Source organism: Burkholderia sp. Bp8986, from assembly GCF_003854225.1.
GTDB lineage: Bacteria > Pseudomonadota > Gammaproteobacteria > Burkholderiales > Burkholderiaceae > Burkholderia.
Genome location: NZ_QTQM01000007.1, coordinates 1 through 21,824, shown reverse-complemented (window position 1 = coordinate 21,824; position 21,824 = coordinate 1). Strand labels below are relative to the sequence as shown.

20 protein-coding genes are annotated in these 21,824 nt (G+C 67.8%); 11 read left to right on the top strand and 9 right to left on the bottom strand.

The window, feature by feature from the left end; all coding sequences use genetic code 11:
- Positions 1-16: 16 nt before the first annotated feature.
- Positions 17-1,255 carry a flagellar hook-associated protein FlgL gene (flgL, locus tag DID99_RS09370; RefSeq protein WP_124666543.1) on the top strand — a complete coding sequence of 413 codons (1,239 nt, stop codon included), beginning with the start codon at positions 17-19 and terminating at the stop codon, positions 1,253-1,255.
- A 222-nt stretch (positions 1,256-1,477) separates the two neighbouring features.
- On the top strand, positions 1,478-2,785 hold the full coding sequence (locus DID99_RS09365; RefSeq protein WP_124570728.1) for a solute carrier family 23 protein: 1,308 nt from the start codon (positions 1,478-1,480) through the stop codon (positions 2,783-2,785).
- 628 nt (positions 2,786-3,413) lie between these two features.
- Here the strand turns inward: DID99_RS09365 and DID99_RS09360 are convergent.
- Entirely contained in the window at positions 3,414-4,298 is an 885-nt protein-coding gene (locus DID99_RS09360) for a transcriptional regulator GcvA (RefSeq protein ID WP_124486642.1), read from the bottom strand.
- Positions 4,299-4,394: 96 nt separating this feature from the next.
- Between DID99_RS09360 and DID99_RS09355 the strand changes: the two genes are divergently transcribed.
- From DID99_RS09355 to DID99_RS09315, 9 genes are all read left to right on the top strand, one after another.
- A complete protein-coding gene (locus DID99_RS09355) occupies positions 4,395-5,009 on the top strand; it encodes a chromate transporter (RefSeq protein ID WP_124666542.1) in 615 nt (204 codons plus the stop codon).
- Positions 5,006-5,533 carry a chromate transporter gene (locus DID99_RS09350; protein ID WP_124666541.1) on the top strand — a complete coding sequence of 176 codons (528 nt, stop codon included), beginning with the start codon at positions 5,006-5,008 and terminating at the stop codon, positions 5,531-5,533. The genes DID99_RS09355 and DID99_RS09350 overlap by 4 nt, the downstream gene beginning before the upstream one ends.
- 58 nt (positions 5,534-5,591) lie before the next feature.
- Positions 5,592-6,374: a YoaK family protein gene (locus DID99_RS09345; RefSeq protein WP_124570725.1), complete on the top strand. Its 783-nt coding sequence runs from the start codon at positions 5,592-5,594 to the stop codon at positions 6,372-6,374.
- A gap of 360 nt (positions 6,375-6,734) precedes the next feature.
- On the top strand, positions 6,735-7,856 hold the full coding sequence (locus DID99_RS09340; RefSeq protein WP_044847888.1) for a porin: 1,122 nt from the start codon (positions 6,735-6,737) through the stop codon (positions 7,854-7,856).
- Between the two features lie 375 nt (positions 7,857-8,231).
- On the top strand, positions 8,232-8,456 hold the full coding sequence (locus DID99_RS09335) for a hypothetical protein (protein ID WP_121861342.1): 225 nt from the start codon (positions 8,232-8,234) through the stop codon (positions 8,454-8,456).
- A gap of 244 nt (positions 8,457-8,700) precedes the next feature.
- On the top strand, positions 8,701-10,056 hold the full coding sequence (gene gor, locus DID99_RS09330; RefSeq protein WP_124666540.1) for a glutathione-disulfide reductase: 1,356 nt from the start codon (positions 8,701-8,703) through the stop codon (positions 10,054-10,056).
- 451 nt (positions 10,057-10,507) lie between these two features.
- Positions 10,508-11,179 (top strand): CsgG/HfaB family protein, encoded by a 672-nt coding sequence (locus tag DID99_RS09325; protein ID WP_185500359.1) that lies wholly within the window; start codon positions 10,508-10,510, stop codon positions 11,177-11,179.
- A 55-nt stretch (positions 11,180-11,234) separates the two neighbouring features.
- Positions 11,235-11,675, top strand: coding sequence for a DUF4810 domain-containing protein (locus DID99_RS09320; protein ID WP_124520518.1), 441 nt, complete (start codon positions 11,235-11,237; stop codon positions 11,673-11,675).
- A 10-nt stretch (positions 11,676-11,685) separates the two neighbouring features.
- Complete coding sequence (locus DID99_RS09315) at positions 11,686-12,360, top strand: DUF799 domain-containing protein (protein WP_044847891.1); 675 nt, start codon at positions 11,686-11,688, stop codon at positions 12,358-12,360.
- A 149-nt stretch (positions 12,361-12,509) separates the two neighbouring features.
- Here the strand turns inward: DID99_RS09315 and DID99_RS09310 are convergent, their stop codons facing one another.
- From DID99_RS09310 to DID99_RS09275, 8 genes are all read right to left on the bottom strand, one after another.
- A complete protein-coding gene (locus DID99_RS09310) occupies positions 12,510-13,811 on the bottom strand; it encodes an FAD-binding oxidoreductase (protein ID WP_124666539.1) in 1,302 nt (433 codons plus the stop codon).
- Positions 13,812-13,836: 25 nt separating this feature from the next.
- Complete coding sequence (locus tag DID99_RS09305) at positions 13,837-15,141, bottom strand: FAD-binding oxidoreductase (protein WP_124666538.1); 1,305 nt, start codon at positions 15,139-15,141, stop codon at positions 13,837-13,839.
- 112 nt (positions 15,142-15,253) lie between these two features.
- Complete coding sequence (locus tag DID99_RS09300) at positions 15,254-16,828, bottom strand: DUF3138 family protein (RefSeq protein WP_124520515.1); 1,575 nt, start codon at positions 16,826-16,828, stop codon at positions 15,254-15,256.
- Between the two features lie 102 nt (positions 16,829-16,930).
- Entirely contained in the window at positions 16,931-17,770 is an 840-nt protein-coding gene (locus tag DID99_RS09295) for an ABC transporter permease subunit (RefSeq protein ID WP_044847895.1), read from the bottom strand.
- Positions 17,767-18,753, bottom strand: coding sequence for an ABC transporter permease subunit (locus tag DID99_RS09290; RefSeq protein WP_044847898.1), 987 nt, complete (start codon positions 18,751-18,753; stop codon positions 17,767-17,769). Before DID99_RS09290 ends, DID99_RS09295 begins: the two co-directional genes overlap by 4 nt.
- A 10-nt stretch (positions 18,754-18,763) precedes the next feature.
- Positions 18,764-19,918, bottom strand: coding sequence for an ABC transporter ATP-binding protein (locus tag DID99_RS09285; protein ID WP_124486635.1), 1,155 nt, complete (start codon positions 19,916-19,918; stop codon positions 18,764-18,766).
- A gap of 188 nt (positions 19,919-20,106) precedes the next feature.
- A complete protein-coding gene (locus DID99_RS09280) occupies positions 20,107-21,222 on the bottom strand; it encodes a polyamine ABC transporter substrate-binding protein (RefSeq protein ID WP_124666537.1) in 1,116 nt (371 codons plus the stop codon).
- A 62-nt stretch (positions 21,223-21,284) separates the two neighbouring features.
- Positions 21,285-21,824: aminotransferase class III-fold pyridoxal phosphate-dependent enzyme (locus DID99_RS09275; protein ID WP_124666536.1), on the bottom strand; the 540-nt coding region annotated here is incomplete at its 5' end.

Below are 21,824 nucleotides of genomic sequence, written 5' to 3'. Positions count from 1 at the left end.
CGAGAGGATAGAAACGATGCGGATTTCCACGACCCAGTTCTACCAGCTGAACGTCGGCCAGATGAACGATCAGCAGGCCCAGCTCGCGCAGCTCTACCAGCAGATCTCGAGCGGCGTGAGCCTGTCGACGCCGGCCGACAACCCGTTGGGCGCGGCGCAGGCCGTGCAGCTGTCGATGACGTCGGCCACGCTGTCGCAGTACGCGGCGAACCAGAGCACGGCGCTCGCGTCGCTGCAGGCCGAGGACCAGACGCTGCAGAGCGTCGGCAACGTACTCGGCAGCGTCAAGTCGTTGATCGTGCGCGCCGGCGACGGCTCGCTCGCCGACAGCGATCGCGCGGCGCTCGCGGCGCAGCTCGAAGGCTACCGCGACCAACTGGTGTCGCTCGCGAACTCGACCGACGGCGCGGGCAACTACCTGTTCGCCGGCTACCAGAATTCGACGGCGCCGTTCACGAAGGACGCCGCCGGCAGCATCAGCTATGTCGGCGATACGGGCACGCGCACCGTGCAGATCGACGATTCGCGCAGCGTGCCGCAGGGCGACTCGGGCCTCTCGGTGTTCATGTCGGTGCAGGCGCTGGGCAACTCGCCCGTCCAGGCGGCCGGCGCGGCCAACACCGGCACGGCCACCATCGGCAACGTCACGGTGACGGATCCGTCGGCTGCGACCAACGGCCATCAGTTCACGATCACCTTCGGCGGCACCGCGGCCGCGCCGACCTACACGGTGACCGACAACTCGATTTCACCCCCGACTCCCGGGCCCGCGCAGGCCTATACGTCGGGCACCGCGATCGCGCTCGGCAACGGGATGAAGGTCGCCGTGTCGGGCACGCCGTCGCCCACCGACACCTTTTCGGTCACGCCCGCGCCGCAGGCGAGCGGGGTCGACGTGTTCTCGACGCTCGATTCGATGATCACGGCGTTGAAGACGCCCGTCGCCGGCAATCCGACGGCGACCGCCGCGCTGTCGAACACGCTGAGCACGGCCGCGACGAAGATCGGCAACTCGATGCGCAACGTCACGACCGTGCTGGCTTCGGTCGGCGGCCGCGAGCAGGAGGTCAAGGCGATGCAGACCGTCAACCAGACCGCGGCGCTGCAGACGACCAGCAACCTGTCGGACCTGACGAGCGCCAACATGGTCACGACCATCAGCCAGTACCTGCAGGTGCAGAACGCGCTGAGCGGCGCGCAGAAGGCTTACGCGCAGCTGCAGAACATGTCGCTGTTCCAGTACATCAATCCGTGATCCGCGTCGCGTCCGCTGCGATGTGAGCGCCCGCTTACATCGCGCGGTGCGCCGGCCGGCCGCCGCCGATGCGGTCGCGCCGCTCCGATGCCCGCCCGGCAGGCACGCCCGCCGCCCCGGCGGTTCGCGCTTGCCAGCCCCATTTCCGCTCCGTAAACTCGCGCCAGATTCCAGACCGGCGCACCGTCCCGCAGCCGGCGTTCGACAGGAGCCCTTTTCCCCATGTCCGATTCCTACTTCCCGCGCTGGCGGGTGCAACCGACCGGCGCGGTCTCGCGCGTGGTCGGCCCCGACGAACGCCTCGCGTGGCCGCAGATGGTCGCGATGGGCGTGCAGCACGTCGTCGCGATGTTCGGCTCGACCGTGCTCGCACCGCTGCTGATGGGCTTCGACCCGAACCTGTGCATCTTCATGTCGGGTATCGGCACGCTGCTGTTCTTCGTGCTGGTCGGCGGCCGCGTGCCGAGCTACCTCGGCTCGAGCTTCGCGTTCATCGGCCTCGTGATCGCGGTGACGGGCTACGGCGGCAGCGGCCCGAACCCGAACATCCCGGTCGCGCTCGGCGGGATCGTCGCGTGCGGCGTCGTGTACGTCGCGCTCGGCGCGCTGGTGCAGGCCATCGGCACGCGCTGGATCGAGACGCTGATGCCGCCCGTCGTCACCGGCGCGGTGGTCGCGGTGATCGGGCTGAACCTCGCGCCGATCGCGGTCAAGGGCGTGTCGGCATCGACCTTCGACTCGGTGATGGCGCTCGTCACGGTGCTGTGCGTCGGCGGCGTCGCGGTGTTCGCGCGCGGGATGATGCAGCGCCTGCTGATCCTCGTCGGGCTGGTGATCGCCTACGTGATCTATGCGATCGCGACCAACGGGATGGGCCTCGGCAAGCCGGTCGATTTCTCGATCGTCGCGCATGCCGCGTGGTTCGGCGTGCCGAGCTTCCGCGCGCCGGTGTTCGATCCGCACGCGATGCTGATGCTCGCGCCGGTCGCGGTGATCCTGGTCGCGGAGAACCTCGGCCACATCAAGGCCGTCAGCGCGATGACGGGCACCAACCTCGACCGCTACGTCGGCCGCGCGTTCATCGGCGACGGGCTCGCGACGATCGTGTCGGGCAGCGTCGGCGGCACCGGCGTGACCACCTATGCGGAGAACATCGGCGTGATGGCCGTCACGCGGATCTATTCGACGCTCGTGTTCGCGGTCGCCGCGCTGATCGCGATCGGGCTGGGCTTCTCGCCGAAGTTCGGCGCGGTGATCCAGACGATTCCGGGCCCGGTGCTCGGCGGCGTGTCGATCGTCGTGTTCGGGCTGATCGCGGTGACGGGCGCGCGGATCTGGGTCGTCAACAAGGTCGACTTCTCCGACAACCGCAACCTGATCGTCGCGGCCGTCACGCTGGTGCTCGGCGCCGGCGACTTCTCGCTGAAGATCGGCGGCTTCGGGCTCGGCGGGATCGGCACCGCGACGTTCGGCGCGATCATCCTGTACGCGATCCTGCGCAAGGAAAAGGAGCCGGGGCCGGTGGTGTGAGCCGCGGCGCCGGCGGCAATGCCCGCGCGAACGGCGCGCATGGTCGTCGTAGCGCGCGGGCTGCGGATTTCGATTACCGGATCACGGTGTCGTGACGTCGTGTGCTGGCGTGGACCGTGTTGGCACAGCGGATCTCGACGGTGCGAAGTCGTGCCGTCGGCATCAGCGGATGCGCAACAGCAGCAGTGATGCAGGACAGCAACCGTGTGACGGCCGATATGAGTTTCGACATGATTTCCCCCGACCCGCTGGATGAATGTTTGTCACCTGCATCGGGTCGTTCGCCCGTGCAGGTTTCGTGGTCTGCACGGCTCCCTCAGCAAGCAACGGGCCAGCACGCCGACTTCCGCGCAAACGGGGGCTCGGCGGGGGCCGCGTGACGCCGGTGCAAGGCGGCGCACGCGAAAATGTTTCAGCGCTGAAATGCGCGGCGGTGGGCCGGTCGGCCGCATGCCAAGCCTGACGTCCGGTGGCGGGAGCGACGGGGAAACGCAGGGGGCGCGCGACATCGATTCCGCAGGGGAATCGCGGGCGTTGCGCGCGGATCGGTTTCATTCCTGCAACGCGGACGGGGACGTGAGGTGGCACGCCGCGTCGTTTTGATCGGGTATCGGCGACGCGGCGCGCGTCATCCGTTCGCATTCCCCAGCGCTTCCAGCCACGCACAGAACTGCGCGACCAGCGGATCGTCGGCCGGCGTGCCCGGCGCGATCCACCAGTAGCTGCGTGTCGCGATGCGCGGCCCGTCGAGCGGCATCACCAGACGCCCGCTCGCGAGCTCGTCGTCGATCAGCGGCAGCGGGCCGAGCGCGACGCCCAGCCCGTCGACGGCCGCCTGCAGCGCCAGGTAGAAGTGGTCGAACGACTGCCGCTTGCGCCCCTTCATCGTCACGCCGGCCGCCGCGAACCAGTCGCGCCAGCCTTCCGGCCGCGTGTCCGAATGCAGCAGCACGTGCCGCGCGAGATCGTCCGCGCGGGTGATCGGCGCGCGCTTGAGCAGCGCGGGGCTGCAGACCGGAATCACGCTTTCGTCGAGGAAGTGGCCGCTCGTGCAGTTCGGCCAGTGGCCGGGGCCGCGGCGGATCGCGACGTCGAAACCGTCGAGCGCATCGAGCGGCGCGTTCGACGTGGACAGCTTCAGCTCGACGTTCGGCACGTCGCGCTGGAACCGCGACAGGCGCGGCAGCAGCCATTTCATCGCGAAGGTCGGCAGCGCATTGATGCGCAGCACGCGCGCGGCCCCGGTGTTGCGCAGCTGCTCGGTGGCGAGCGCGATGCTGTCGAACGCGGCGCGGACGGTATCCAGATAGCGGCGGCCTTCGTCGGTGAGCTTCACGCGCTTGCCGTAGCGGTGGAACACCGGCTTGCCGAGCCACGCCTCGAACCCGGCGATCTGCCGGCTGATGGCACCATGAGTCACATGCAGCTCGTCGCCGGCGGCGCTGAAGCTTTCATGTCGTGCCGCTGCTTCAAAGGCCCGAAGCGCGGAAAAGGGCGGGAGATCGCGTGCCATGCTTGTGATTCTAGATCACAAGGACGCGCCGATAAAATCGTTTTGCCGGCGTGCCGCACGGCGGTAACCTCGGGGCATCGTTTGATGAGGAGCCCCATGCAATCCGTTTCTCCGTCGCCTGCCGCGCCTCCACGCCGTGTCGGCCTCGCCGAGCTGTTCACCGGCTTCCTGTCGCTCGGCCTGATGTCGTTCGGCGGCGCGCTGCCGTTCGCGCGGCGCACGATCGTCGACGACCGCAAATGGCTCACCGCCGACGAATTCACCGATCTGCTCGGGCTGTGCCAGTTCCTGCCGGGCGGCAACGTGATCAACCTGTCGGTCGCCGTCGGCATGCGCTTTCGCGGCGTCGCGGGCGCGTTCGCCGGCATTCTCGGGCTGATCGCGGGCCCGACGCTCGTGGTCGTCGGGCTCGGTGTGCTGTATGCGAAGACGCAGGGCGATCCGCGCGTGCAGCACCTGTTCGGCGGGCTCGCCGCCGCGGCAGCGGGCCTGCTCGTCGCGATGGCCGTGAAGGTCGCGAAGCCGCTGCTGCACGCGCCGCGCACGGCTGCGGGCATCGCGGCCCTCGCGTTCGCCGCGATCGCGGTGCTGCGCATCCCGCTCCTGAGCGCGATGCTGGTGCTGACGCCCGTGAGCATCTGGCTCGCGTCGCGGCGTCGCGAGACGCCGGCACCGCAGCGCGCCGCCTTGCGCGACGGAGGCCGGTCATGAGCGACACGCTGATCGCGATCGCGACGATCTTCAGCCAGCTGTCGCTGCTCGCATTCGGCGGCGGCAATACGATCCTGCCGGAGATGCAGCGGCAGGTCGTCGACGTGCACCACTGGATGAGCGCGCACGCGTTCACCGCGCTGTTCGCGCTCGCGCAGGCCGCGCCGGGGCCGAACATGATGATCGTGCCGCTGGTCGGCTGGCATGTGGCCGGCTGGGCCGGGCTGCTGGTCGCATCGATCGCGAAGTTCGGGCCGTCGTCGATCGTCACGGTGCTCGCGCTGCACGCGTGGGAACGCTTTCGCGACCGGCCGTGGCGCCGCTACGTGCAACAGGGGCTGATGCCGGTCACGGCCGGGCTGGTCGCGGCCAGTGCGGTGCTGATCTCGGAAGCGTCGAACCGCACCGCGATCCAGTGGGGCATCACCGCCGCATGCGCGGTGCTCGCGTGGCGCACGCGCATCCATCCGCTGTGGCTGCTCGCGGCCGGCGCGCTGATCGGGCTCACCGGCATCGGCCAGTGAGCGGCGCACAACCGGCCTCCCGTGCGCGATACTGGCGCGACTCTTCACGGGAGGCCTGATGGATCTCGACGGCGCCAGCCGCAATCTCACCGTCGCCGCGCTGCTCACGCTGTCCGGCGGCTATCTCGACGCGTACACATACGTCGGTCACGGCCACGTGTTCGCGAACACGATGACCGGCAACGTCGCGCTGCTCGGCATCAACGTGTCGGCCGGCGAATGGGCGGCCGCGCTGCATCACGTGCCGCCGCTCGGCGGTTTCGTGGTCGCGGTGTTCGTCGCGCACCTGCTCGGTCTCGCCGCGCAGCGCGGCTGGATGCGGCACACCGCGTTCGCGAGCCTGATCGTCGAGATCGCGTTTCTCGGCGTCGCCGCGAGCGGGCTCGTCGGCGCGTCGAGCGCGTGGCTGATTCCCGGGATCTCGTTCGTCGCGACGCTGCAGACGCTGTCGTTTACTCATCTCGAGGAACTGTCGTACACGTCGGTGATGACGACCGGCAACCTGCGGCGCGCCGCGCAGAAGCTGTTCGTCGGGCTGATTCCCCGTTACGACGCGGGCGCGCTGCACGATTCGGCGCTGCTCGCGACGATCAGCTTCTGCTTCCTGGCCGGCGCGGTGGTCGGCGGCGTCGTGACGCGGCTCGTGCCGGACGTCGCGCTGTGGGCCGCCGTGTTGCTGCTCGCCGGTGCGTTCGCGGAGATCGTGCGGCGGGCGCGGCGGCGCGCGGGCGGTGGGCGTGACAGTGGCGATGGGGCGGCCGGCAACGGGGGCGCCGAAGTTCGCGGCAGCAACGGCAGTAACGGCAGCAACCCCGACGGCGGAACGCCGCGGCCGGCCTGACGCGCGCAGGGCCGCCGGCATGCGGCCCGCCGGTCCGCCGCGCGGCCGAATCACCGGCTCATCGCGCCACCCTCCGCCACGCAGCCCCAGCGCAAACCGGTTGCTCCGGCCGCGCCTTACAGCGCCGGCCTTCGTCCCGCCATCGCCGCGACCCGCATCCGTCGCGCGACAGGCAAGCCCGGCGCGGGAAACGTTGTTCCAGGGCGACAATCGCGCGCGACCGCGCGTTTCAATTTCTTTCGGCGTGCGCACTGGTCTTATGATTCAGCCCACATCGCGCGCGCCATGAGCGTCCGCGATCGCCACCCGGCTGCGCACGCGGCCGGCCATGAATGGAGACACCTACAAAAAGGAAAGCTCATGAAGCAGACCACCCGGCTCGCAGCCATCGCAGGGGGCGCAGTGCTGGCCTTCGCCAGCCAGTACGCAGCAGCACAAAGCTCGGTCACGCTGTGGGGCGTCGCCGACGTCAGCGTTCGCTACCTGACCAACGCGAATGCCAAGAACGACGGCCTGTTGTCGATGTCCAACGGCGCGATCACCAACAGCCGCTTCGGCATCTACGGCACGGAAGACCTCGGCAGCGGCCTGAAGGCCGTGTTCAAGCTCGAAAGCGGCGTGAACCTGCAGAACGGCGCATTCGCCGACAGCGGCCGCCTGTTCAACCGTGCGGCATACGTCGGCCTGGACAGCCCGTACGGCACGGTGACCCTCGGCCGCCAGAAGACGCCGCTGTTCGACCTGCTGTCGGACACCTACGATCCGCTGACGGTCGGCAACTACCTCGAAAATGCATGGCTGCCGGTCGCACTCGGTGGCGGCCTGTATGCGGACAACCAGATCAAGTACACGGGCACGTTCGCGGGCCTGACCGCGAAGGCGATGTACTCGACGGGCACCAACTACGAATCGACCGGCGCCGGCGGCTTCTCGGGCCAGATCCCGGGCTCGCTCGGCAAGGGCAACGCATGGGGCGTGTCGCTGTCGTACGTGACGGGTCCGCTCAGCATCGCGGCCGGCGCGCAGCAGAACAGCGACAACTCCGCACGCAAGCAGACGATCTACCACGCGAACGTCGTGTATGCGTTCAGCAAGGCGAAGATCTATGCGGGCTACCTGCGCTCGAAGGACGACACCGGTTTCGTCGACAGCCTGCTCGCGCAGCAGTCGATTCCGGTCGCGAAGGGCACGGGCCGGATCGACGACGGTCCGTTCGCGGGCGTGAGCTGGCAGGTCAGCACGCCGCTGACGCTGACGGGCGCGTTCTACTACGACCACATGCGCAACGCGATGACCGCGAACGGCACGCTCGCGAGCGGCAACCGCTACGCGATCGTCGGCATCGCCGAATACGCGCTCAGCAAGCGCACGGAAGTCTACGGCACGGTCGACTTCAACAAGACGAACGGCGCGGCGAACGTCGAGCTGCCGGGTCGCAGCAACCAGACCGGCATCGCGATCGGCCTGCGCAATATCTTCTGACGAAAATCGTCAACGCGTGCGCCGGCCCCGGTTCGGCGCGCATCGAAGAGGCTCCAGGAAGGAGCCTCTTTTTTTTCGCCACGCGCCTTCCTGCGCGCAGACGACCATTCAGCGATTGCTCCATCGGGAACACGCCGCCCGTAAGGGTTCCGTCGGCATTCCAGAACATACTTTGACAGTGCGCGCGAAGCGATTCCGCTACGCTGCGTGCAGGGTCCGCCGCGTGCCGCAACGCACGCGCGGGCGTCGTTCCGGCGCGCGTTTCGCGTGCGGCCGGCCTGGCGCGTAACTTGTGTATCCGGTGATGACAAACACGGTCCGCCGGTTTTTTTTCGTGGGACGATGCGCTCACGAATTTCTTGAAAGGGGATGACGATGGGTATCCTGAACACCGTGGGTGAAATCGCTGGCGCAGTGGCAGCCGTCGAGGCGGCGGAGAAGCTCGATCCGGATGCGGGCCTGCTGACCAAGGCGGCGGCGGCCGTCGCCGGCTTCAAGGGCGCCGAGGCGATCGAAGGCATGCTCGAGAAGAAGGAAGAGCAGCCGCAGCAGGCAGACGATACGCAGGCGACGGACGGCAGCGACACGTCGCAGGCCTGAGCAAGGCGGCTGGTCCCGCCGCGGGTGCGCCGTTCGCGCATCCGGGCGGACCGGTGCCGCGCGGCCGGCAGGCCGGGCATGTGGTCGATCGGTGACGCATGGCACACCCGGCAGCCGGTTTGACCGGCGAGAGGCAACGTCTCTCGCCGTTTTTTATGGCGCGCGCGTCCTGCGGCGCCACGTTCCGCACGAATTCCCGAATCTTGCTATCGTGCCGTCATCCGAACTGCGATGAGGGCTTGCGATGGATTTCGACTACGACCTGTTCGTCATCGGGGCCGGCTCCGGCGGCGTGAGGCTCGCCCGGATGGCGGCGTCATACGGCGCGCGCGTCGGCATAGCGGAACAGGAGCAGATCGGCGGCACCTGCGTGCTGCGCGGCTGCATCCCGAAGAAGCTGCTCGTCTACGCATCGCACTATCCGCACGAACTCGAGGATGCGAAGGGCTTCGGCTGGACCTTCGGCGCCGGCACGCTCGACTGGTCCGCGCTGATCGCCGCGAAGGATCGCGAGATCAACCGGCTCAGCGACATCTACATCGACCTGCTGCGGCAATCCGGCGTCGCGATGCACGCAGGACGCGCGACCCTCGTCGACGCGCATACGGTCGCGATCGGCGAGCGCACCATCCGCGCGCGCCACATCGCGATCGCGACCGGCTCGCGGCCGGCGCTGCCGCACCGTCCCGGCATCGAGCATGCGATCACGTCGCGCGAGGCGCTGTCGCTCCCGGCGTGCCCCAAGCGCATCGCGGTGGTCGGCGGCGGCTATATCGCGGTCGAGTTCGCCGGCATCTTCAACGGCTTCGGCAGCCAGGTCGATCTGTTCTATCGCGGCGAGAAGATCCTGCGCGGCTTCGACGACGACGTGCGCCAGTTCCTCACCGACGAAATGACGAAGCAGGGCGTCGCGATCCACGCGCGCGCGGTGGTCGAATCGATCGCGCGCGCGGACGACGGCACGCTCTCCGTGCAGGTCGGCGACGCGCAGCACGGGCCGTACGACGCGGTGCTCTATGCGACCGGCCGCGTGCCGAACGTCGAAGGGCTCGGCCTCGAGCGCGCGGGCGTCATGCTCGACGCGCGCGGCGCGATCGCGGTCGATGCGTATTCGGCGACGTCGGTGCCTTCGATCCATGCGCTCGGCGACGTCACGTCGCGGCCGCAGCTCACGCCGGTGGCGACGCGCGACGGCGCGCTGCTCGCGCGCACGCTGTTCGGCGGCGCACGCGTCGCGGCCGATCACGATTACGTCCCGTCGGCCGTGTTCAGCCAGCCGGAGGTCGCGACGGTCGGCCTGACCGAGGCCGATGCGCGTCGCGTGCACGGTGAAGTCGACATCTACCGCACGTCCTTCAAGGCGCTGCGCCACACGCTGTCGGGCCGCAACGAGCGCACGCTGATGAAGCTGGTGGTCGCGCGCGACAGCCAGCGCGTGATCGGCGCGCACATGGTCGGCCGCGACGCGGGCGAGATCATCCAGGGCATCGCGATCGCGATTCGCGCGGGCGCGACGAAGGCGCAATTCGACGATACGATCGGCATTCACCCCACCGCGGCCGAGGAGTTCGTGACGATGCGGCAGAAGGTGGCCGACTGACCGCCAGCGGCGCGCCGGCTCGCGGGCCGGCGCGGGCGTCCCGCACACGCTCCGCTGGCGTGTGACGCACCACGGATCCGCGGCGATTTGTAAAGATCGTCAATTCTTCTAAAGAAATCCCGTCTCGACAATCAGACTTGGTATGATCGGCCAAAATCATATACGGGGCCGATCATGCGCGATCAACAGCGCAGTAACCAGAATCACGCGGTAGCCGGCGCAAGCGGGGTCGTCGATCCATGCGCCGCGCGTTCGCGTCTCGCCGCAACACGTCCGTTGCGTGCACTTTCCCTTCGCATGCCGCCATCTCCATCGCCGTCCGGGCGATGAAGTCGCGCGCGCGCCGATGCGCGCCCCGGCCGCTTCGATCATCGCATCGACCGCCGGTTTGTCGGCAAGCCGGCGAGCCCGTTCCGGGCAATCTTTTCACGTAAGGAGACCCGCAGTGAACATTCAGACACGACGCACCGTTCTCGTGGCGGCGGCGCTCGTCGCGGCGCTGTCCGGCTGCGCGACCGAATCGTCGCGCACGCTCGACGTGCCGGCCGTGAGCAGCGCGCAGAAACCGTATGCGGGCAAGCCCGTCGCGATCGCGGTCGGCAAGTTCGACAACCGCTCGAGCTACATGCGCGGCATCTTCTCGGACGGCATCGACCGCCTCGGCGGACAGGCGAAGACGATCCTCGTCACGCGCCTGCAGCAGAGCCGCCGTTTCAACGTGCTCGATCGCGAGAACCTCGACGAGATCAAGCAGGAAGCCGGCTTCATGAAGAAGGCGCAGGCGGTGAAGGGCGCGAACTACGTCGTGACCGGCGACGTGACCGAGTTCGGCCGCAAGGACGTCGGCGATCACCAGCTGTTCGGTATTCTCGGCCGCGGCAAGACGCAGGTCGCGTATGCGAAGGTCAACCTGAACATCGTCGACACGACGACGTCGGAAGTCGTCGCGTCGAGCCAGGGCGCGGGCGAGTTCAGCCTGTCGAACCGCGAAGTGATCGGCTTCGGCGGCACGGCCGGTTACGACTCGACGCTCAACGGCAAGGTGCTGGACCTCGCGATCCAGGAAGCCGTGAATCATCTCGTCGACCAGGTCGACGCCGGCACGCTGAAGGCACCGCAATAGGCGCCGTGCGCAGTACGGGGCGACGAATCATTCACCAACCAGAAGAGACAAGACCATGAAACGGGGAATCTGGCTGCCGGCGACGGCGGCCGTCATGCTGCTCGCGGGCTGCGCGGCGCCGACCACGCCGCCGCTCTATCAATGGAACGGCTATCAGCCGCAGGTGTACGAATACTTCAAGGGGCAGAAGTCCCCGCAGGAGCAGATCGACGCGCTCGAAAAGGCGCTGCAGGAGATTCGCGCGAAGGGCAAGACGCCGCCGCCGGGCTTCCATGCGCATCTCGGGATGCTCTACGCGAGCGTCGGCAGCGAACAGCAGGCCGCGCAGGAATTCCAGGCCGAGAAGGCGCTCTTTCCGGAATCCGCGTCGTTCATGGATTTCCTGATGAAGAAGAAAGCCGGCGACGCGAAGGCCGCGAAGGCCGCGAATCCGTCGGCCGCCGGCCAGACGATCGCCGGCCAGAAGAATGCCGATCCGACTCCCGCCAAACAGTGACGTGCCTGCCATGATCAAGACACTTTCATTCAAGCTGCTGTCCGTGCTGTCGATCGTCGCGCTGTTGAGCGCGTGCGCGCAGCCCGTCAAACGCCCCGACTACACGGCCTTCAAGAAGAGCCAGCCGCGCTCGATCCTCGTGCTGCCGCCGCTCAACGAGACGACCGATGTCGGCGCGACCTACGGTGTGCTGTCGCAGATGACGCAGCCGCTGGCCGAGTCGGGCTACTACGTGGTGCCGGTCGCGGTGATGGACGAGACGTTCAAGCAGAACGGCCTCACGAACGCCGCGGAAATCCAGGGCACGTCGCCGGCGAAGCTGCGCGAAATCTTCGGTGCGGACGCCGCGCTGTACGCGAAGATCACGCAATACGGCTCCGTCTACCAGGTGGTGGACAGCACGACGGTGGTCGCGGCGTCGGCGAAGCTCGTCGACCTGAAGACCGGCGACGTGCTGTGGCAGGGCGAGGGCCGTGCGACCGGCAAGGAAGTCGGCAACAACATGAGCGTCAACGCGTTCGGGGTCGTCGGGATGCTGGTGCAGGCGGCCGTCAAGCAGGTCGCGCATTCGCTGACCGACGAAGCGCACGATGTGGCCGGTTTGACCAGCAGCAGGCTGCTGTCCGCCGGGCCGCCGAACGGGCTGCTGTACGGGCCGCGTTCGCCGAAGTACGGGACCGACTGACCGGCGCGCGGACCACGGCTTCGGCGCGTCGGGCAGGCAAGGTCGCCTGCCTGCCGTGCCGAAGCCGCGAGATTCGATGAAACGGCCGCGCTTGCGCGGCCGTTTTGCGTGGCCGGTACGTCCGCGTGGGTCGTGTCGTGCGCCGCCGCTCAATGCATGCCGAACGCGTCGAGCAGCCGGTACCAGCTCATCGCGAGCACCAGCGCCGGCGTGCGCAGCGTCGCGCCGCCGGGGAAGTCGCGATGCCGGATCTTGTCGAACAGGTCGAAGCGGCTCGCCTGGCCGTCGATCGCCTCGGCGATCAGCTTGCCCGCGAGCGCGGTCGTGTTCACGCCGTGCCCCGAGAAACCCTGCGCGAAATACAGCGTCGGCGCGACGCGCCCGAAGTGCGGCGCGCGGTTCATCGTGATGTCGACGAAGCCGCCCCATGCGTAGTCGATCTTCACGTCCGCGAGCTGCGGGAACGTCTTCAGCATGTCCGCGCGCATCGCGTCGGCGAGATTGCGCGGCGGCCGCGTCGAATAGCTGACCTTGCCGCCCCACACGAGCCGCGTGTCGGGCGCCGGCCGGAAATAGTCGAGCACGAAGCGGCTGTCGCAGATCGCCGCGCGCGCGGGCATCAGCGCGGCGGCGCGCGCCGCGCCGAGCGGCTCGGTCGCGATCACGTAGGTGCCGACCGGCATGATCTTCTTCGACAGCGCGGGCGCGAGCGTGCCGACGTACGTGTTGCACGCGAGCACCACGAAGCGCGCGCGCACCTGCCCCTGGCCGGTCTCGACGACGTGGCCGCCCGACACGTCGCGCACGCGCGTCACGCAGCTGTCCTCGTGGATCCGCACGCCCGCGTCGGCGGCCGCGCGCGCGAGCCCGAGCGTGTAGTTCAGCGGATGCAGGTGGCCGCTGTCGGGGTCGTACAGGCCGCCGCGATAGCGCGCCGATTGCACGTAGTCGCCGAGTTCGTCCGCTTCGACGAAATGGAACCGTTCGTGGCCGAAGCGCTTCGCGGCCTCGTCGCGCCAGCGTTTCAGCGCATCCGCGTCGCGCTCGGTGTTCGCGGCGGTCAGGTAGCCGGGCACGAGCGCGCAGTCGATGTCGTGCTTCGCGATGCGCGACTTCACGAGCGACAGCGTTTCGAGCCCCATGTCCCAGATCCGCTTCACGTCGCCTTCCGGCATGAAGTTGCCGAACGTGTCGATGTCGCATGCAAAGCCGCCGATCAACTGGCCGCCGTTGCGCCCGCTCGCTGCCCATCCGACCCGCGACGCCTCGAGCACGGTCACCGAATGGCCGCGCTCGGCGAGGTTGAGCGCGGCGGACAAGCCGGTGAGGCCCGCGCCGATCACGCACACGTCGGCGTCGGTCGCGCCGGCGAGCGGCGCGTGGCGGGTCGTATCGTTGGCGGTCGCCGCGTAGTACGACGCGACGTGCGGCTGGTTGGCGAATGTCTGCATGTTCAGGAAAACGAATGAAGGGGGTTCAGAACAGCTCGCGCACGCGGTGATACAGCATCCCGAGTTCGAGCGCGGGCTGCCGCCATGCGTCGCCGCCGGGAAAGCGCCGGTGGCGCAGCTGTGCGAACAGGTCGAACGCGCGCGTGTCGCCCGCGATCGCGCCGGCGATCGCACGTCCGGCGATGCCGGTCAGCGCGACGCCGTGCCCGCTGAAGCCCTGGACGTAGAAGAAGTTCGGATCGAGCGCGCCGAAATCCGGCGCGCGGTTGCGCGTGACGTCGACGAAGCCGCCCCACGCGTGGTCGACGCGCACGTCGGCGAGCTGCGGGAACACGCCGACCATGCGCTGCCGGATCGTGTCGGCGAGCGTGTCGGGCGACGCGCCCGCGGAGTTCGCACGACCGCCGAACAGCATCCGGTGGTCGGCCGACAGCCGGAAGTAGTCGAGGAAGAAGTTGTTGTCGCACACGGCTTCGCGCTGCGCGATCAGCGCGTCGGCGCGCGCGCGGCCGAGCGGTTCAGTTGCGATGATGTACGACGCGACCGGCGCGATGCGCGCGGCGGTCGCGGCCGGCAGGATGCCGCCGGGGCCCGCGTTGCAGCACGACACGACGAAGCGGCAGCGCACCTCGCCCGACGGCGTGCGCACGACCGGCCGGGCGCCGCGCACGACGTCGAGCGCGGGCGTGTGCGCGTGGAGCGCGACGCCTTCGCGGCGCGCCGCCTCGGCGAGGCCGAGGCAATACTTGAGCGGATGCAGGTGGCCCGACAGCGGATCGTAGACGCCCGCCAGATAGCGCGGCGACGCGATGCGCGCGCGGATCGCGTCGGTGTCGAGCCACGACAGCGACGGATGGCCCCAGCGCGAACTCGCGGCATCCATCCAGGCGCGCAGGTCGCCGATGCGGCGCGGCTTCGTCGCGACCGTCAGGTAGCCGCGCGTGAAGTCGCAGTCGATTCCATGGCGCGCGATCCGCTCGGCGATCAGCGCGACGCCGTCGAGCGACAGCGACCACGCGGCACGCGCACCGGCGGCGGCGAGCTGCTTCTCGATCACCTCGTCTTTCGCGAAACCCGTGATCGCCTGTCCGCCGTTGCGGCCCGATGCGCCCCAGCCGGGCCGATGCGCATCGATCACGGCGACCGACAGCCCGCGCGCACGGCAATCGAGCGCCGTCGACAGGCCCGCGAAGCCCGCGCCGATCACGCACACGTCGACGTCGATCGCTTCCTCGAGCACGGGGTCGTCGGCCACGGGGCGCGTGGCGGTTGCTTCGTAGTACGAGTCGCGCGCGAGCGCGTCGGCGCGGCGGGTGAAAGACTGCGTCATCAAACCGACTCCGTCGAAGACGGCCGGCGCCGGTGCGCGACGCACCGCGATCCGGCCGGGTGAAACGATGCGGGACGCCATGCGCGCGGCAGGGCGTCCCGCGCGGCCCGCATCAGAACGAATAGATGAACTGCGTCGCGAGCAGGTCGTTGGACTTGCCGTACGAACCGTCGTTGCGCAGGAACACCTTGTTGTTCGCCCAGTCGTGCCGGTATTCGACCTTCACGGTGATCTGCTGGGTCGGATAGAACAGCAGGTCGAGTGCGACGTCCTGGCGCACCGCGCCCTTGCACTCGAAGCCCAGGCCGCCGCCGGCCTTCGACTGCGCGAGACAGTCCGCGTCGACGCCGAAGCCGTTGCTCGGATCCATCCCGTTGCCGTTCAGCGCGATACCGCCGCCGCCGCCGCCGTTCTTCGAGTTGGCGAGCAGGTCGTAGCGCAGCGTCACGCCCATGCGGCCGACCACCGGCGCGTTGAACTTGCGGTGCGCGAGCAGCGACAGGCCGTACCACTGCGCGAGCCCGCCGTTGAACGCCGCATGCTGCTGTCGGCCGTAGTCGACTTCGGCGTTGTACTGAATGTCGGCGAGCGTGTAGGTTGCGTCGAGTTCGCCGAAGAAGAACGAGCCGTAGGCGCTCGGCGCCGCGCCGCCCGGGCCGTAGTGGACGTTGCCCTGGTCGTCGATCGCGCTCGCCAGCGTCTGCCGCCCGATGTTGAACGAACCGCCGATGTCGAGCGCGCTCGACCACGTGTAGTCCGCGCGCGCGGTGAAGGTCGGCACCTTGTTGCTGGTGGAGATCGGGTCGCCGAGCGCGTTGGTGCCCGTCTGCGTGACCGAACCGTACGTGCGGTACTGCTCGTTGCCGAGGAAGAACTTCCACGCCCAGGCGCCCTTCGTGTAGTTCGCGCCGACACCGACGTAGCTGCCCGGATCCGAGAAATCGTACAGCAGGTTGTGCGTGAGCGTGAGCATCTGGTTCGACTGCTGCACCTCGTAGCCGCCGAAGCTCGGGATCAAGCCGGCGACCAGCGTCGTCTCGGCGGTGATCGGCACGTTGACGACCGCGGTGTTCAGCAGGTTGTCGGTGATCGAGCCGCGCGAGTTCTGCAGCAGCGTGATGCCGTTGCCGCGGTTCGGCATCAGCGTGATTTCCGCCGACGGCGCCATCGGGCCGACGCCGAAGGTCTTCTTGATGTCGAGGTAGAGATCGCCGAACGTGCTGTTGAAGTAGTTGTACGCGTTCTCGTGGTTCGCGAACAGGAACGACGACGTGCCGGCCGCGCGGTTGTAGATGTAGGTCGGGTCGATGTAGCCGGTGACCGACAGGCCCGCGAGCGGCCCGGTGTTGGCCGCGTCCGTCAGCGAGTCGACCTTCAGCTGCTGGTTCGCGATCTGCTGCTTCATTTCACTGACTTCGTCGTTGGTCAGCGTGGCTTGAGCCTTGCCGTAGTCCGGCGAAGACGGGTCGGCGGCCACGATCACCGGCTTAGCCGCGATCGTCGCGCCGGCCTGCGCGACCGGGGTGCCGCCCGGCTTCGCGGCGAGTTGCGCCTGCATGGCCTTCATCTGCTTCTGCAGCGCGGCGACCTGCGCCTGCAGTGCCTTGATTTCGGCGGAGGTCGAGTCGGCCAGCGCGATGCCGGGCAACGCGCCGGCCACCAGCAGGCAGATCAGTTTCTTCTTCATTGCGGATTCTCCTTGTCGTGCGCTTGGTCAATCTGTGATCGGCCCGCGCGCCGCTTCTCGCGGCGCGCGGGTCTTGTTATCGATGAAAAGGGAAGCAGGGCGTCAGGCCGCCGCGAACGCCGCCTTCATGTCGGCCACCCGGCGCCGTTCGCGCGCGATCATCATCTGGTTCACGACGATCACACCGATCGTCACCGCGGTGATGAACAGCGTCGCCAGTGCGTTCATTTCCGGGTTCAGCCCGAGCCGCACGCGCGAGAACACCACCAGCGGCAGCGTGGTCGAGCCCGGCCCCGACAGGAACGCCGACAGCACCAGGTCGTCGATCGACAGCGTGAACGACAGCAGCCAGCCCGACAGCAGCGCCTGCGAGATCAGCGGCAACGTCACCACGAAGAACACCTTCAGCGGCGTCGCACCCAGGTCGAGCGCGGCTTCCTCCAGCGACTTGTTCATCTCCTTCACGCGCGACTGCACGATGATCGCCACGTACGACACGCACAGCATCACGTGGCCGATCCAGATCGTCACCATCCCGCGGCCCTTCGGCCAGCCGAACATCTGCTCCAGCGCAACGAACAGCAGCAGCAGCGAGATCCCCTGGATCACCTCCGGAATCACCAGCGGCGCGTTGATCATCCCCGTGTACAGCGTGAAGCCCTTGAAGCGGCCGAAGCGCGCGAGCACGAAGCCCGCCCACGTGCCGATCACGACCGACGCGGTGGCCGTCAGGAGGCCGATCTTCAGCGACAGCCACGCGGCGGTGAGCAGCTCGTCGTCCTGCCACAGCGCCGCGTACCACTTCAGCGAGAAGCCCGACCACACCGTCACCAGTTTCGACTCGTTGAACGAGTACACGACCAGGCTGATGATCGGGATGTACAGGAACAGGAAGCCGAAGGCGAGGACGCCCGTCGACAGCGGTTTGCTCGGCTTGATCATTTCGCTTCCTCCAGTTCCTTGACCTGGTAGTACTGGAACAGCGCCATCGGCACCAGTAACAGCAGCACCATCGCGACCGTCACCGCGGACGCCATCGGCCAGTCCATGTTGTTGAAGAATTCATCCCACATCACGCGGCCGATCATCAGCGTGTCGGCGCCGCCGAGCAGTTCCGGAATCACGTACTCGCCGACTGCCGGGATGAACACCAGCAGGCTGCCGGCGATGATCCCGTTCTTCGACAGCGGCAGCGTGATGCGCGTGAACGCGACCCACGGCTTCGCGCCGAGGTCGTAGGCGGCCTCGAGCAGCGTGAGGTCCATCTTCACGAGGTGCGCGTAGAGCGGCATCACCATGAACGGCAGGTACGAATAGACCATCCCGATGTAGACGCCCGCGTCGCTGTGATAGAGGCGCAGCGGCGTGTGGATGATGCCGAGCGCGATCAGCGTGTGGTTCAGGAGGCCGTCATCCTTCAGGATTCCGATCCATGCGTACACGCGGATCAGGAACGACGTCCAGAACGGCAGCATCACGGCCATCATCAGCACGTTACGGCGGCCCGGCTCCGAGCGTGCGATGTAGTACGCCATCGGGAATCCGATCAGCAGGCACAGCAGCGTCGACACGGCGGCCATCTTCAGCGAGCTGAGATAGGTCGCGATGTACAGGTCGTCCTGCAGCAGGAATGCGTAGTGCGACAGCTGCAGCGCGAAGTGCACGACGCCGTCCTTGATCTCGACGAGCGACGTGTACGGCGGGATCCCCATCACCTGGTCGGCGAAGCTGATCTTGAACACCAGCACGAACGGCAGCGCGAAGAAGATCACGAGCCACAGGAACGGCACGCCGATCGCGACGCCGCGGCCGGACGGCAGGAAGCGCGACAGCGCGGCGAAGCGGCTGCGGCGCTTCGAAGCCTGTGTCGTTGCGGCGGCACCGGTCGAAACCGGCGCGGACGGAGTGGAGGCGGAAGTTCTCATCATGTCGTCCTCACTGCGTCAGCACGACGCCGCTGGCCGGCGACCACGACACGAACACGTCGTCGTTCCACGCCGGCGCGCTGTCGTGCATCAGGTGCGAACTCGACAGGTTCGACACGACCGTCTTGCCGCTCGGCAAACGCACGTGATACAGCGAGTAGGCGCCCATGTACGCGATGTCGGTCACCACGCCGCGCGCCCAGTTGTGATGCGAGCCCGGCTTCTCGCGCGATACGTGCACGCGCTCCGGCCGCACCGAGATGCCGACCGGCATCCCGAGCGGGCCGGTCACGCCGTGGCTCACGTACATGCGTGCCTCGAGGTCGTCGCTTTCGACGAAGATGTGATCGGGTTCGTCCTCGACCACCCGGCCTTCGAACAGGTTCGTCGAGCCGATGAACTCGGCCGAGAAGCGGCTGTTCGGGTATTCGTACACTTCGCCCGGCGTGCCGATCTGCACGATCTTGCCTTCGCTCATCACCGCGAGGCGGCTCGCCATCGTCATCGCCTCTTCCTGGTCGTGCGTGACCATCACGCAGGTCACGTCGACCTTCTCGATGATGTTCACCAGTTCGAGCTGGGTCTTCTGGCGGATCTTCTTGTCGAGCGCGGACATCGGCTCGTCGAGCAGCAGCAGCTTCGGGCGCTTCACCAGCGAGCGCGCGAGCGCGACGCGCTGCTGCTGGCCGCCGGACAGCTGGTGCGGCTTGCGCTTCGCGTACTTGCTCATCTGCACCAGCGCGAGCGCGTCGGCCACGCGTTCCTTGATCTCGTTTTTCGGCGTGCCTTCCTGCTTCAGCCCGAACGCGACGTTCGACTCGACCGACATGTGCGGGAACAGCGCATACGACTGGAACATCATGTTGACCGGGCGGCGGTACGGCGGCAGCGACGCGAGGTCCTCGCCGTCGACGAAGATCTTGCCGGAGGTCGCCGTCTCGAGCCCGGCTAGCATGCGCAACAGCGTCGACTTGCCGCAGCCGGAGCTGCCGAGCAGCGCGAACAGCTCGTTCTTCGCGATCGTCAGGTTCACGTTGTCGACGGCCGTGCTGTCGCCGAACTTCTTCACGACGTTTTCGATGCGCACGAACGCATCGTTCTTCGTGCGGGCCGCGGCGGCCGGTTGGGTGTGGCGTGCGGCAGCGGAAGAGGGTATCGATTGCATGGGAGTCACCATTCGTTCTTCACGGATTGCAGGCGTGAGCGTTCCCGCGCGAGGCGTACAACGCGACTCGCGGACAACGGCTCGTGCCGGATGGAACAGCGCGCGATGCGCGCGGGCGGACGAAGCGTCCGCGGATCTCTGGCGGGCAGGCGTTCAGCCGATGCCTGCGCCGCCGTGATGGTTCGTGATCAGTGGCCCGTCTTCAGCTGCGCCCACAGACGGTTCTCGAGGCGCAGGATGTCGGCCGGCATCGGCTTCATCAGCACCATCTTCTTCAGCACGTCCTCGGGCGGATAGACGGTCGGATCCTGCGCGACGGCCGGCGTGACGAACGGGTGCGCGGCCTTGTTCGCGGTCGGGTAGAACACCGTGTTGGTGATCGCCGCGTTGACCTTCGGGTCGGACACGTAGTTGATCCACTTCAGCGCGGCCTCGGGGTGCGGTGCATCCTTCGGGATCACCATCACGTCGAACCACAGCAGGCCGCCTTCCTTCGGGTTCGAGAACTTGATGTCGTACGGGCGCTTCGCCTCCGACGAGCGGCGGTGCGCGATGCCGACGTCGCCCGACCAGCCGAGCACGACGCACACGTCGTTGTTCGCGAGGTCGTTGATGTAGCCGGACGAGTTGAACTGGGTGATGTACGGGCGGACTTTCTTCAGGACTTCGAACGCAGCCTGGTAGTCGCCGGGGTTCTTGCTGTTCGGATCCTTGCCCATGTACTGCAGCGTGGCCGCGAACACGTCGACGGCCTGGTCGAGGAACGACACGCCGCAGCTCTTCAGCTTTTCCATGTTGGCCGGGTCGAACACCAGCGCCCAGCTGTCGACGGGCGCCTTGTCGCCGAGCGCCTTCTTCACCGCCTGCGCGTTGTAGCCGATGCCGTCGGTGCCGTAGGCCCAGGGAACGCCGTACTGGTTGCCCGGATCGGCGTCCGAGATCATCTTCATCAGCAGAGGGTCGCGGTTCGCGAGGTTCGGGATCTTCGACTTGTCGAGCTTCTGGTACACGCCGGCCTGGATCTGCTTGGCCATGTAGTTCGAGGTCGGCACGACGATGTCGTAGCCCGAGCTGCCCGCCAGCAGCTTCGCCTGCAGCGTGTCGTCGCTGTCGTAGTTGTCGTACTTGACGTGGATGCCCGTCTGCTTCTGGAAGTTCGGGATCGTGTCGGGTGCGATGTAGTCGGACCAGTTGTAGACGTTCAGCTCGTCGGCATGCGCCGACGGGCTGGCGACCGACGTGAACGCGGCCACCGCGGCAAGGGCCGCGATGGAACAGGCTTGGCGAAGAAAGCAGGCACGCATGGTGGAATTCCCCTGGGTTATGGCGGCGCGCGGCACCCGCCGCACGCCTGTAGGCAAAGTCGTTACGAAAGGCCCAGTTGCTGGGCGGTCGCATCGACGGCCTTCTTCGCCTTCGATACGAGTTCATCGATTTCCTGACGCGAAATCACGAGCGGCGGCGACAGCAGCATCCGGTCGCCGGTCGCGCGCATGATCAGGTTGCCGTTGAAGCAGAAGTCGCGGCAGATCGTGCCGACCTCGCCGCCGTTCGCGAAGCGGCGGCGTTCGGCCGGCGACTCGGCGAGCTGCAGGCTCGCGACCATCCCGTGGCCGTGCACTTCGCCGACGATCGGGTGACGCGCGAAGGTTTCGCGCATCAGCGCCTGGAAGTACGGGCCCGTGTCGTGCTTCACGCGCTCGACGATCCCTTCGTCGCGCAGCAGCTTCAGGTTCGCGACCGCCACCGCCGCCGCGACCGGGTGGCCCGAGTACGTGAGCCCGTGATTGAATTCGCCGTTGTCGATGATCGGGCGCGCGACGCGTTCATGGATGCCCACCGCGCCCATCGGCACGTAACCCGAGGTCAGGCCCTTGGCCATCGTGATCAGGTCCGGCTCGAAGCC